This window comes from Sphingomonas oligophenolica, from assembly GCF_039522915.1.
GTDB lineage: Bacteria > Pseudomonadota > Alphaproteobacteria > Sphingomonadales > Sphingomonadaceae > Sphingomonas > Sphingomonas oligophenolica.
Window position 1 is genome coordinate 112,543 of the sequence record NZ_BAAAEH010000022.1, and the last position, 12,960, is coordinate 125,502.

General features: G+C 67.2%; 8 protein-coding genes. All 8 read left to right on the plus strand.

Features of this window, described 5'->3' with window-relative positions:
• Positions 1-5 precede the first annotated feature (5 nt).
• Positions 6-551, plus strand: a complete 546-nt coding sequence (locus tag ABD050_RS11825) for an RNA polymerase sigma factor (protein WP_343889542.1) — start codon at positions 6-8, stop codon at positions 549-551.
• A 244-nt stretch (positions 552-795) separates the two neighbouring features.
• Positions 796-2,607: a vWA domain-containing protein gene (locus tag ABD050_RS11830; RefSeq protein WP_343889543.1), complete on the plus strand. Its 1,812-nt coding sequence runs from the start codon at positions 796-798 to the stop codon at positions 2,605-2,607.
• Positions 2,608-2,805: 198 nt separating this feature from the next.
• Positions 2,806-3,966 (plus strand): tetratricopeptide repeat protein, encoded by a 1,161-nt coding sequence (locus ABD050_RS11835; protein WP_343889544.1) that lies wholly within the window; start codon positions 2,806-2,808, stop codon positions 3,964-3,966.
• Between the two features lie 185 nt (positions 3,967-4,151).
• The gene (locus ABD050_RS11840) at positions 4,152-7,013 is read left to right on the plus strand and encodes a TonB-dependent receptor domain-containing protein (RefSeq protein ID WP_343889545.1); all 2,862 of its coding nucleotides are present in this window, start codon (positions 4,152-4,154) and stop codon (positions 7,011-7,013) included.
• Between the two features lie 169 nt (positions 7,014-7,182).
• Complete coding sequence (gene htpG / locus ABD050_RS11845) at positions 7,183-9,066, plus strand: molecular chaperone HtpG (RefSeq protein WP_343889546.1); 1,884 nt, start codon at positions 7,183-7,185, stop codon at positions 9,064-9,066.
• A gap of 59 nt (positions 9,067-9,125) precedes the next feature.
• The gene (locus ABD050_RS11850) at positions 9,126-9,509 is read left to right on the plus strand and encodes a VOC family protein (protein WP_343889547.1); all 384 of its coding nucleotides are present in this window, start codon (positions 9,126-9,128) and stop codon (positions 9,507-9,509) included.
• Positions 9,510-9,573: 64 nt separating this feature from the next.
• Positions 9,574-10,260 carry a peptidylprolyl isomerase gene (locus ABD050_RS11855; RefSeq protein ID WP_425542444.1) on the plus strand — a complete coding sequence of 229 codons (687 nt, stop codon included), beginning with the start codon at positions 9,574-9,576 and terminating at the stop codon, positions 10,258-10,260.
• Positions 10,261-10,371: 111 nt separating this feature from the next.
• Entirely contained in the window at positions 10,372-12,942 is a 2,571-nt protein-coding gene (locus tag ABD050_RS11860) for a TonB-dependent receptor (RefSeq protein WP_343889548.1), read from the plus strand.
• Positions 12,943-12,960: the final 18 nt, after the last annotated feature.

Consider the following 12,960-nt stretch of genomic DNA (forward strand, 5'->3'; position numbering starts at 1 on the left):
GACCCATGGCGGACGCCAGGGACGATCCCGACAACGACCTTCTCGCCGCCGCCGTCGCGGGCGATCGCGATGCGTTCGGGGCGCTGCTGGAGCGGCACTATAACCGGATCCACGGCCTCGCCTGGCAGCTGACCGGATCGCGCGCCGATGCCGACGATATCGCCCAGGATGTCTGCTGCACGCTGGTCGAGAAGATCGCCACCTTCCGGGGGGAGGCGAAATTCACCACCTGGCTGTGCGGCATCGTCGTCAATGCGAGCCGCGACCTGCGGCGGCGGCGGCGCTCGTTCAGCGGCTTTACCGAGCGGCTCGCGGTGCTGGCCGGGCTCGCGCGCGGGCCGGACGGGCGCGACCTGCATGACGCGATCTGGGTGAGGAGCGCGATCGCGCGGCTCAAGCCGGCCTATCGCGAGGCGGCGGTGCTGGTGGCGGGCCAGCAGCTCACCCATGGCGAAGCGGCCGAGATATTGGGGGTGGCTGAATCGACCGTGTCATGGCGGATGCACGAGGTACGGCGGATGCTGTCGGGTGGCGGGGAGGGCGGGGGGTAATCCTCTTTGCTTCCCCGGCGAAGGCCGGGGTCCGGTTGGGGGACGTTAATGCCGACCCGCACCGCCCGTTTTCTTCTGTCTCCCAACTGGGTCCCGGCCTTCGCCGGGAAAGAAGGAGGGCGAAAATCCCGGGTAGCGCTCTCTATCCGGAAAATATTTTACGCAGGACCCAAGGATATCCCGCCCACCCGCGTCCCAGTGACATGCGGACGATAGCGCGCCGCTGTCACCAGGGAGAATATCCATGCCCCGTTTACGCCAGGCACTCACGACCGGGCTGGCCGTCATGCTCGTTTCCTGCACTCAATCCGACAACAGGGCGCCCGCCTCAGCATCGGGAACGCCGGCTCCGACGCAGGAGGAGGCCGACGCGAAGGATATCGTCGTGACCGGCGCGCGTGCGAATGACGAGGACGCGCCGAGGGTGCGCAAGGAGAGACGGGCTGACCGGATGGCCTATGCACCGCCTCCACCGCCGCCGTTGCCGCCGTTCGTCTCGGCGCCGTCGCCGGTCACCGGCATGACGATGCCGATGGCCAGTGTGCAGGGTTATGTGGCGCGCACCGAACCGCGCCCGCCCGTCGCCTATCACGATGTCGGTCGCGACAAGTTCACCGCCGCGCCCGAGAACCCCTTCAAGGTGGCGCGCGAGGAGCCGGTTTCGACCTTCTCGATCGATGTCGACACTGCCTCCTACAGCTTCGTCCGCGCCTCGCTGAACCAGAATGTCCTGCCGCAGCCGGCCGCGGTGCGGACCGAGGAGCTGGTCAATTATTTCCCTTATGACTACGCCGCCCCGCGCAGCGCCGAGCAGCCCTTCACCACCAATGTCGCTGTGTTCCCCAGCCCCTGGTCGCCGGGGCGCCAGCTCGTGCGGATCGGCATTCGCGGCTATTCGATCCAGCACGCGACCCGCCCGCGCGCCAATCTCGTCTTCCTGATCGACACATCGGGGTCGATGTACGCGCCGAACAAGCTGCCGCTCGTCAAGCAGTCGCTCGACATGCTGGTCGACCAGCTCGACGCCAATGACCGGGTCGCGATCGTCACCTATGCCGGCGTCGCCGGCACGGCGCTCGAACCGACCCGGGCCAGCGAGAAGACGCGGATCAAGGCGGTGATCGACGGGCTCGGCGCGGGCGGCAGCACCGCGGGTGCCGAAGGCATCCGCCAGGCCTATGCCTTGGCCGAGCAGAATTTCGATTCCGCCGGCGTGAACCGGGTGATCCTGACCACCGACGGCGACTTCAATGTCGGCATCACCAACCAGGACGAGCTCAAGGGCTATGTCGAGCGCGAGCGCGGCAAGGGCGTGTTCCTGTCAGTGCTCGGCTTCGGCATGGGCAATTACAATGACGCGATGATGCAGGCGCTGGCGCAGAACGGCAACGGCGCCGCTGCCTATATCGACACCGTCAACGAAGCGCGAAAGACGCTGGTCGACGAAGCGAGCTCGACATTGTTCCCGATCGCCAAGGACGTGAAGATCCAGGTCGAGTTCAACCCGGCGGCCGTCTCCGAATATCGGCTGATCGGCTATGAGACGCGGATGCTCAACCGCGACGATTTCAACAACGACAAGGTCGATGCGGGCGATGTCGGATCGGGCCAGACGGTGACCGCTTTGTACGAAGTGGTGCCGGTTGGCGGGCCGCGCACGATCAGCGATCTGCGCTATGCGACCCCCGCACCGCCCGCGGGTCTCGATGACCGGTGCGCGCCATGCGGCGCCGCGATCAGCGAGCTCGGCTTCGTCAAGATCCGCTACAAGCTGCCGAAATCGGACACGAGCCGGCTGATCTCGATGCCGATCAATCGGGCAGCGACGGTCGCCCGCTTCGAAGATGCGCCGCGGGATGCGCGGTTCGCGACCGCGGTCGCCGCCTTTGCCGAGCTGCTCCGCGGCGGCAGATATAGCGGGGCGATGCGTTACGACGATGTGCTGAATATCGCGATCGGCGCGCGCGGCACCGATGAATTCGGCTATCGTTCCGAGTTCATCCAGCTGGTGCGGGCGGCCAAGGCGGCGGAGCCGATCGCGCGGCTCGGAGAGTGACGCCGGGAGCGTGAAGGCGTGGGCGGCGGCGCCGGGTTGCCGGTGCCGCCGCTCCGTCAGGACGGTTTTGGATCATGGCTTCGACGGACGCGCAATTCCGACTATAAGGTTGGCCGATGCCTTTGCCGTCTTCCCGTAGCACGATCGCGTCGCCGCTCAGCCAGGACGCTGCAGGCGACGCTTGCCGGGGGCGCGTGAGTGGCTGACGACAACGTCGCGCCGTCGCTGCCCGAACCGCCGCCGCCGCACCCGGGGCGGCGGGAGGCGGCGATCGAAGCGGCGCTGCAGCGCTTCGACGCCCGGGGGAGGCCGCCGCGCGCCGCTCAGCCCAGGCCGGCGGCGCGGCCGTCCTCATGGTGGACCGAGATCAGCCGGCCTCACTTCGGCGCGCTGGTTTCAGCCGCGCTGGTTGTCCTGATCGGCGCGCCGCTGGCCTGGATATCGCTCGAACGCGGGCACCCGGTCATCAGCGGCGAGGTGCCGGTGCCCGGCTCGTCAACCGCTCCCGCCGCCCCGGCCGCGCCTGGCCCGAGCGCGCCCGGGCCGATCGCGGGGACGGTGCCGCCGGTCCCAACCGCCCCGGCCGCCCAGCAAGCGACAAGAGCAGCACCGCCGCCCTCTCTGCCTCCGCCGCCTCCTCCGCCTCCGCCTCCTCCTCCGGCACCGCCGTCGCTTGCCGACGCTGCGCCCGGGGCCGAGCCGAGCGCGGGCATGCCGGCGCAGGCTGTACCGAAAATGGCGGGGCGAGTGGCGGAGGCCGGGCGCTATACCGCCAATGATTCGCGCAACGACAGGTTTGCCGCGCCAGCGCCGCCGCCGCCCCCTGCCGCCGCGGTGGCGCCGCCCATGGCGATGGCGAAAGCCGAGAGCGAGGAAGGCGCGAGCGGCGATATCGTGGTGACGGGCGCGCGGGCCTCGCGACGGCGGGATGCGGGCCGCGGCGACTGGAACGCCTGCACGCTGGACGATCCGAAGCGCAGCCTGAGTGGCTGCAGGAGCCTGATCAACCCCGGGGCGAAAGGAGCTGCCGGGCAGGCAGCGGCGCGTGTTTCCGACGGGTTGTCGCTTGCCTGGCAGGGCGACATGGACGGCGCGATCACTGCCTTCGACCAGGCGATCGCCCTTCAGCCGCGGCTTTCGATCGCCTGGCTCAACCGGGGGCTCGCCTGGCAGCGCAAGGGCGATCTCGACCGCGCCATCGCCGATCTCGACCAGGCGGTGCGCTACGCGCCCGATGCGGCGCGAGGCTATTATCATCGCAGCCTTGCGCTGCGCGAGCATGGCGACCGCCGCCGCGCCGCCGCCGACGAGGCGCGCGCCGTCGATCTCGATCCGGATTATGAGGCGGTGGTGCGCTGAGCGGGGGCGCCTGACGACCGATCGGCCCGATAAGACCAGATCGACATGCATGTGTCACCCGCGGGGCACAGTCCCCCGAAGAACGCCCACCCCGGCCCTTTACCGCTTGCAATTCCCGGGCTTTGTTTCACTTTCGAGACAACCAGGGGGGGATGTTTCGGGGGCGTGATTCAGGGGATGAACTCATGCACGACATCAAATTGGCTAAACTCGCCGGCATCGCAACGCTGGCACTCATTGCAGGGCTTTCGGCTGTGCCCGCGCAGGCGCAGGAAACACCGGCGGCCGACAGCACAGCGCAGGGAACAGCGCCGGTCGACGATGTCGTCGTCACCGGATCGCGCATCCGCCGCAGCCCGCTCGACCAGGACAAGCCGGTCACCACGGTGGACGAGGCGGCGATCGCCAAGACCGGCCTGAGTTCGATCGCCGATGTGCTGCAGCGCCTGCCGAGCGCTGGTGGCGGGCTCAACACCAAGGTCAACAATGCAGGCAATATCGGCGGCCCGCCTGACGGCACCGGCGTCAGCTCGGGATCGGCCGAGATCGACCTGCGCTATCTCGCCGCGAAGCGGACGCTCGTGCTGGTCGACGGCCTGCGCTTCGTCAACGGCTCGGCGGCCGGCGGCATTCCCGCCTCGGTCGATCTCAACGAGCTGCCGACCAACATGATCGAGCGGATCGAGGTGCTTCAATCGGGCGCGTCGCCGCTTTACGGTTCGGACGCCGTCGCGGGTGTCGTCAACATCATCACCAAGCAGGCCCAGGTCGGGCTGAAGGCCTCGGCCCAGTTCGGCACCTATCGCCAGGGCGACGGCCATACCCAGAATTACGAGGCGAGCTACGGCATCCAGGCGCCGGATTCGGGCACTTCGGTCGTCTTCGGCGGCTATTATACCAAGCAGGAGGGGGTGAAGACAGCTGACCGCTCGACGTCGCAATTCCCGACGCCCGGCGCGACGAGCTGCGCCGCGGGCGGATGCTCGAGCGCGATCCCCAATGGTCGGTTCGACGTTCTCGGCATGAGCCTGACCCTGAAGGCGCCGGTTGCCGGCAAGCCGGTCTATCCGACCGATTTCAAGAATTATTCCTCGGCGACCGACTCGTTCAACTTCGCGCCGTACAATTATCTGCTGACACCGTCGGAGCGCTATGGCGGCTTCTTCAACTTCAAGCAGGCGCTGACCGACAATATCAACATGCGGGTGAAGCTGGTCTACAACCATCGCCATTCGCGCACCGAGGCGGCCTTTCTCCCGCTGTTCATCGGCCCCGATGCCGGCAACGGCAATCTGCTCGACACGATCTCGGTGGACGTGACCAACCCGTACAACCCGTTCGGCGTGACCTTGTCCTCGGGCGCTGACGGCACCCCGGCCAATTATTCGACGATCAGGCGCCGCTTCGTCGAGGGCGGGCAGCGCATCTTCACCCAGAATGTCGACACCATGTCGGCGACCATGACCTTTGACGGCTCGTTCCATATCGGCGACCATAAATGGTATTGGGACGTGAACGGCGTGTACGGCATCAACGACGCGCACCAGATCTTCACCGGCAACCTCAATGCCGCCAAGCTGACTCAGGCGCTCGGGCCCGTTTCGGCCTGCACCGCGCCTTGCGTGCCTTTCAACATCTTCGGCGGCGCCGGCTCGATCACCAAGGCGATGCTCGATTTCGTCACCTTCGACGAACGCGACAGGAGCTCGCAGCGGCTGGCCGATTTCACCGCCAACCTGTCGGGCGACCTGTTCGAGCTGCCGGCGGGGCCGGTGGGGATCGCGATCGGCTATGAGCATCGCGATCAATATGCCAGCTATGATCCCGATCCGATCATCGTCGCCGGGCTCGGCGCCGACGTGCCGACCAGCCCGGCGCGCGGCGGCTTCAATGTCGACGAATTCTACGGGGAGCTGCACGTCCCGATCCTCAAGGAGATTCCGTTCATCGAGAAGCTCGAGTTCGACGGCGCGGTGCGCCATTCGAACTATTCGTCGTTCGGCAGCAACACGACCTTCACGGCATCGGGCCTGTGGAAGCCGGTGCCCGACCTGCTGTTCCGCGGCGGCTATGCCGAGAGCCTGCGCGCGCCGAGCATCGGCGAGCTTTATGCCGGGCTGTCGCGCTTCGACGCGACGATCAACGATCCCTGCACAAGCGCGGCCGGCGGTTCGTTCCAGACCAATGCCACCGTTCGGGCGAACTGCATCGCCAATGGGGTGCCGGCCAATGGCAGCTATGCCGAGCCGCAGGGCGGACAGCTCGGCGTCTTCTCGCAGGGCAACACCGCGCTGAAACCGGAAACCGCGGTGACCTGGACAGCGGGCGGCGTCTACAGCCCGTCCTGGGCGCGTGGCGGCTGGGCGAGCGCGCTCAGCCTCGAGGTCAATTATTACAGCATTGCCCTCAAGAACGCGATCGACTCGGTGCCGGCGACGCTCACGCTCACGCGCTGCGCGTTCGACGCCGATCCGATCAGCTGCGCCGCGATCAAGCGCAACTCGAACGGCAGCATCGCGGGCATCAATGGCCGGTTGCTCAACCTAAACGCCATCAACACGGAAGGCGTCGATGCCTCCTTCATCTATCGCTCGCCCGAGTTTTCGGGTGGGACGGTCGGGCTGACGGCCAACGCCGCCTGGCTGATCAGGTATGACGTGCTGCCACCCGCCGATCTCGGCTCGCCGCCGGTGAAGCTGGCGGGCACCGAGCGCGGCAGCCCGGACCAGGCCTATCCCCGGTTCAAGCTCAACGCGACGATCGACTGGTCGACCCGGGCTTATGGAGCGTCGTTCACCGGCCGCTATATCAGCTCGGTCGCCGAGCGGGACGGCGTGCACCGGATGGGCAGCACCTTCTATGGAGACATCCAGCTTTATCTTTCGCCGAGCTGGATGGACAATCGCTGGCGGTTGACGCTCGGCGTCAACAACCTGTTCAACAAGAACCCGCCGGCGTGCTTCACCTGCGACAGCGCGAACTACGATCCGACCACCTATGACGTGCCGGGCCAGTTCGGCTATGCGCGCCTGTCCTTCGGCCTCTGAGGCGGAAGGGCGATCTGCAAAGGGCCGGGCGTAGGGACCACGCCCGGCCCCTTGTTTCCACTTTCCCGTGACGCCGGCGCCCGCTCCGGCGACGCGATCGTCTTGAAACTATGCGAAGCCCCGGCCATGTGGCGTCCTGATTTTCCCTTCGGAGAATATTGGGCCCATCATGACCATCGCACCTGACGCTGCCCCCGAAACCCGCTCGTTCGAAGCCGATGTCGCCCAGCTGCTCAAGCTGATGGTGCACTCGGTCTATTCGGACAAGGACGTCTTCCTGCGCGAGCTGATCTCGAACGCGGCCGATGCCTGCGAGAAGCTGCGCTACGAGGGTCTCGCCGACCCGTCCCTGCTTGGCGAGGACGGTCAGCCGCGCATCACCGTGACGCTCGATGCCGAGGCGCGGCGGCTGACGATCGAGGATAACGGCATCGGCATGAGCGAGGCCGAGATGGGCGAGGCGCTCGGCACGATCGCGCGCTCGGGGACGAAGGCGTTCATCGAGCGGATCGCCGGATCGAAGGACGCCGAGGGCAGCCAGCTGATCGGGCAGTTCGGGGTCGGCTTCTATTCGTCCTTCATGGTGGCCGACACGGTGGAGGTGGTGTCGCGCCGCGCGGGCGCCGACAGTGCGGCGGCCTGGTCGTCGGATGGCCTCGGCACCTACACGATCAAGCCGGTCGAGGTCGCCGACGCGCCAGCGCGGGGCACGCGGGTCGTGCTGCACCTGAAGGAGGATGCGGCCAGCTATACCGAGAGCTTCACCGTCGAGCGGACGATCAAGGCGCAGTCGGCCCATGTCCCGGTGCCGATCTTCCTGAAGGACAAGCCCGACGCCGAGCCGAAGCAGATCGCTGACGGCGCGGCGCTCTGGACGAAGCCGAAAGCAGAGATCACGCCGGAGGAATATACCGATTTCTACCGCAGCGTCGCCGGCCAGTTCGACGCGCCGGCGCTGACCCTCCACTACCGCGCCGAAGGGCTGCACGAATATTCAGTGCTGGCGTTCATCCCCGAAATGCCGCCGTTCGACCTGTTCGATCCTGACCGGACCGGGCGGATGAAGCTCTATGTGCGCCGCGTGTTCATCACTGACGAAGCGCAGCTGCTGCCGCGCTATCTGCGCTTCGTGCGCGGGCTGGTCGATTCGAACGACCTGCCGCTCAACGTCTCGCGCGAGATGATCCAGGAAAGCCCGGTGCTCGCGGCGATCCAGAAAGGCGTGGCGAACCGCATCCTCTCAGAACTCGACAAGCTCGCGGCGAGCGATGCCGAGCGCTACCTCAAGATCTGGGATGCCTTCGGCGCGGTGCTCAAGGAAGGGCTGTACGAGGATTATGCCCGGCGCGAGACCCTGCTCGGGCTGGCGCGGTTCAGGACGACGGCGGGCAGCGAATGGCGCTCGCTCGCCGACTATGTCGCAGGGCTTAAGGAGAACCAGACGGCGATCTATTACGCGACCGGCAGCGATCTCGACCGGCTCGCCGCCTCGCCTCAGCTCGAGGGATTCCGCGCGCGGGGGATCGAGGTGCTGCTGCTGACTGACCAGGTCGACAGCTTCTGGGCGCCCTCGGGCATCGATCATGGCGGCAAGCCGTTCAAGTCGGTGACCCAGGGGCTTGCCGACCTCAGCCTGATCCCGCTGCCGGAAGGGCAGGCGCCGGCCGCTGAGGCGTCGGGCGAAGTGACCGGCTTCATCGATTATGTGAAGGCGACGCTCGGCGACGCGGTCTCCGACGTGCGCCCCTCGGAGCGGCTGACCGAGAGCGCTGTCTGCCTGGTCGCGCCCGAGCATGGCATGGACCGGCAGCTCGAGAAGCTGCTGGCCGGGGCGGGGCGCCTCGACATGGCAGCGAAGCCAGTGCTCGAGATCAACCCCCGCCACGCGCTGATCGAGCGGCTGAGCGCGCTGGGAGAGGCCGATCCGTCGCTGCGCGAGGATGCCGCGCACCTGTTGTTCGACGAAGCCAGGATCGCCGACGGCGAGCTGCCGGCCGACCCCCGCGGCTTCTCGGCGCGGCTCGCGCGCGTGCTGGGGCGGGCGATCGGCTGACCGGCCGGGCTTGACCCGTCTCCCCCGCTGGGCGAGCGTGCGCAGCGAAGGAGACAGGAATGTACAGCCACATGATGGTCGGCAGCAACGACATCGCCCGATCGAAGCGCTTCTACGACGCGCTGTTCGGCGCCATCGGGGGAAAGCCGGCCCTGGAGGACGACCGGGGACGCCTCATCTACATGCACAATGGCGGTGTCTTCATGGTGACCACGCCGATCGACGGCGCGCCGGCCGCGCCCGCCAATGGCGCCACGATCGGCTTCGCGATGGAGGGCCCCGCCCAGGCCGATGCCTGGTACCGGGCCGGCGCCGAGAATGGCGGCAGCCCGATCGAGGATCCGCCCGGGGTTCGCGAGGGCGGATTCGGCGCCTTGTATCTCGCCTATCTGCGCGATCCGGACGGCAACAAGCTGTGCGCGTTGCACCGCATGCCGGCCTGATCGGACGGCGGACGTCCGGCAGGCGCTTGCGCGGGGTGGCGCCGGCCTTTAGCGCCGGGGCACCATGATCCTGCCGGAGTCGTCGCCGATGCGCCCGTTCCTTTTCGCGCTGCTCGCGCTCGCCGCCGCTTCCGCCGCCCCGGCTGCACCCCAGCCAGCGTCGAAGCCGGCGCCGGGCATGGTGCGGGTCCGCATCGTCACGTCCGAAGGGCCGATCGTGCTTGCGCTCGACGCCAGGCATGCGCCGCTGACCACGGCGAATTTCCTTGCCTATGTCGATGACGGCCGCCTCGACGGCACGACCTTCTACCGCGCTGCGCGCAGCAAGGGCGCGCCGAAATTCGGCTTCATCCAGGGCGGCGTCGGCACCGATGTGCGCCGCTTCCTGCCGCCGGTGCCGCTCGAGCCGACCAGCCGGACCGGCATCCGCCATCTCGATGCCACCGTCTCGATGGCGCATGGCGACAACCCCAATTCAGCGACGGCCAATTTCACGATCAGCGTCGGCGCCGACCCGAACCTCGACGCGAAGGGTAGCCGCCTCGGCTATGCGGCGTTCGGCCATGTCGTTTCGGGGATGGATATTGTCCGCAAGATCCTGGCTGCGCCCGCCGGCGGCGGCACTGGCTCGATGCGCGGGCAGATGCTGGTCCATCCCGTACGGCTGATCAGCGCGCAGCGCCTGGATGGCGTCGCCAAGCCCTCGGGTCACGTGAAGCCCTGGCTGCTCGGGCGGCCGGGCGGGAGATGAAGTAGCGGAACGCAACCTTTTTTGCGTTGCAACAACAGTGTCATCATATCGCAACCGAAGCGACGCGGTCTCCGCCTAGGCCCCCGGCAACAGACAAAAGGGGCCAGTAACATGACGATCCGCTCGACGATTCTCACGCTCGGCTGCTGCCTGCCGGCGCTGGCACTCGCCGCCGCCGCGCATGCGCAGACCGCGCCAGAGGCTCCATCGGCGGCGCCCGCTGCGCCGGAAGCAGGCGAGGGCGACATCGTCGTCACGGCTCAGTTCACCCGGCAGGGCGCCCTCGAGGTGCCGATGGCGCTGACCGCCTATTCAGGCAGGTTCCTCGACGATTACGGCATCACCGATTTCGAGAAGCTGTCGCGCTATGTGCCGGGCTTCGTGGTGCAGAACCAGTCGCCGAACAATCCCGGCTTCGTGATCCGCGGCATCACTTCCGACAGCGGCCAGGCGTTCGTCGAACCGCGCGTCTCCGTCAATCAGGACGGCGTGTCGATCTCCAAGGCGCGGGGCTCCTATGTCGAGCTGTTCGACATCGACCGGGTCGAGGTCGCCAAGGGGCCGCAATCGACTCTCTATGGCCGCGGCGCGCTGATCGGCGCGGTCAACATCGTCGAGGCCAAGGCCGATCCGCACGCCTTTTACGGCTATTTCTACGGCAGCTACGGCAATTTCAACGCGTACCGTGTCGACATGACGGCCAATGCGCCGATCACCGACACGCTTGCGATCCGGCTCGCCGGCCGGATCAAGAAGCGCGACGGCTATGTCAAGAATCTGCTGGTGGCGGGGAGCGACCAGGATTTCGATTCCGTCGACACCCAGGCGGGGCGCGCGTCGCTGCGCTGGCAACCCGGCGCGCTGACCGTCGACCTGATCGGCAATTATCAGGAGGATCACCCCAACGGCACCTCGTTCAAGTCGATCGCCTATAACCCGACCGATCCGGTGACGGGCGCGGTGATCGGCGATCGCGGCCGCAATTCGGGCGCGGCGCTGGCGCCGCAGCCGGGGTTCGAGCATGGCGCGCCGCTCGGCCTCGACCGGACGGTCTGGGGCGTGACCGGCATCGCCAATTACGAGATCGACGATCACTGGTCGATCAATGCCCTGGGCTCGTACCGTCGTTTCAAGGCGCTCGAGATCTTCGATGCCGACGGCATCTCGCTGCCGGCGCTGACCGCGGCGGAAGACGCGCGGGGCAACCAGACCATGGAAACGCTGAGGCTCTCCTACAAGAGCGACCGGCTGAGGGCGTTTATCGGCGGCACCTATTTCCACGAGGATGGTTCGCAGCGCACGCCGGCCTCGTTCGACGAGCGCGTCGCGCTGGCGCGGGTGGCGGGCGTGCTGAACGGCGGCGGGCTGATCCCGGGCAGAGCGGCGGACGATCCCGCACCGCTGAGCGTGCTCGCCAATCCGGGCTTCGATACGCTGCTGCTGCAGGGCGTCGCGGCCGCCAGGGGTGTTGCGCTGAACGGCGCGACCGCTGCCGGGATTGCCGCGAATCTCAAGGCCAACCACCTCGAAAGCTCGACGAACTTTGCCCGCACCAACAGCGTCGACGTCTTCGCTGACGCGACCTTCCATGTGACCGACCGGTTCGAGCTCGGCGGCGGCGTCCGCTACACGCATGACGACAAGTCGAGCGGAATCACCGCGGCGGTGCTCAACGGCCGCTCGATCCTGGGCGGCTTTATCGGCGCGCTCGGCCTGCCCTCTGCACAACGCGACGCGCTGCTCGGCGCGCTGGCGTTGCCCGGCGCGGTACTCAACACCCTGCCGGCGAGTGTTGTGCCCTATTTCGGGCTCGGCCTGCAGCCGACGACCGGCAACGGCACACGATTCGACCAGGATCTCAGCGACGGCGGCCTCACCTGGCGCGCGACCGCGCGGTACGCGCCGAGCGCCGATGCCAGCATCTATGCGACCTATGCGAGAGGCCGGCACCCCAAGGTGCTGAGCGTCGGCGCGCCGAGCGTGCCCTATGGCGCAGTCAGCTTCCAGGTGCTGCCGGCGGAGACGGTCGACAGCTATGAAGCCGGGGTGAAGACGGCGCTCGCCGACCGCAAATTGTTCGCCGACGGATCAGTCTATTATTACCAGTACAGCAACTTCCAGACGACTCAGCAGGTCAATACCCAGTTTGTCACGATCAATGCCGGCAAGGCCGAGAGCTACGGGTTCGAGGGCCAGCTGCGCTATGTTCCGTTCGAGGCGCTCAGCCTGTTTGCGACCTATGCCTATAATCACGGCCGCTTCACCGAGGGCGCGCGCAAGGGCAACCAGTTCCGCCTCTCGCCCGATCATGCCGCCTCGGCCGGCTTCACCTTCAAGCAGCCGGTCGGGCCGGGCAAAATCGATCTCACCCCGAGCGTGACCTGGCAGTCGAAGACCTTCTTCGACGACGACAACGACAAGCCGAGCCTGCAGACGCAGAATCTCATCCCCGATCTCGTCCAGGACGAATTCCAGAACAGCTATGCGCTGGTCGATGCGCGGCTCGGCTTCGAGCCGGCGAACGGTGTGTGGCGGATCGAGGGGTTCGTCACCAACCTGCTCAACAAGAAATATATCAAGGATGCGGGCAACACCGGCGATGCGCTCGGCCTGCCGACCTTCATCGCCGGCGAGCCTCGCTTCTACGGAATCTCGCTGACGGTGCGCAGCGGCGGCAAGTGAGGCGCGTCATTGATAGGG

Coding starts and splice junctions, on each gene's coding strand:
- ABD050_RS11825 (WP_343889542.1), top strand. CDS start 6: ATGGCGGACGCCAGGGACGATCCCGACAACGACCTTCTCGCCGCCGCC.
- ABD050_RS11830 (WP_343889543.1), top strand. CDS start 796: ATGCCCCGTTTACGCCAGGCACTCACGACCGGGCTGGCCGTCATGCTC.
- ABD050_RS11840 (WP_343889545.1), top strand. CDS start 4,152: ATGCACGACATCAAATTGGCTAAACTCGCCGGCATCGCAACGCTGGCA.
- htpG (WP_343889546.1), top strand. CDS start 7,183: ATGACCATCGCACCTGACGCTGCCCCCGAAACCCGCTCGTTCGAAGCC.
- ABD050_RS11850 (WP_343889547.1), top strand. CDS start 9,126: ATGTACAGCCACATGATGGTCGGCAGCAACGACATCGCCCGATCGAAG.
- ABD050_RS11855 (WP_425542444.1), top strand. CDS start 9,574: ATGATCCTGCCGGAGTCGTCGCCGATGCGCCCGTTCCTTTTCGCGCTG.
- ABD050_RS11860 (WP_343889548.1), top strand. CDS start 10,372: ATGACGATCCGCTCGACGATTCTCACGCTCGGCTGCTGCCTGCCGGCG.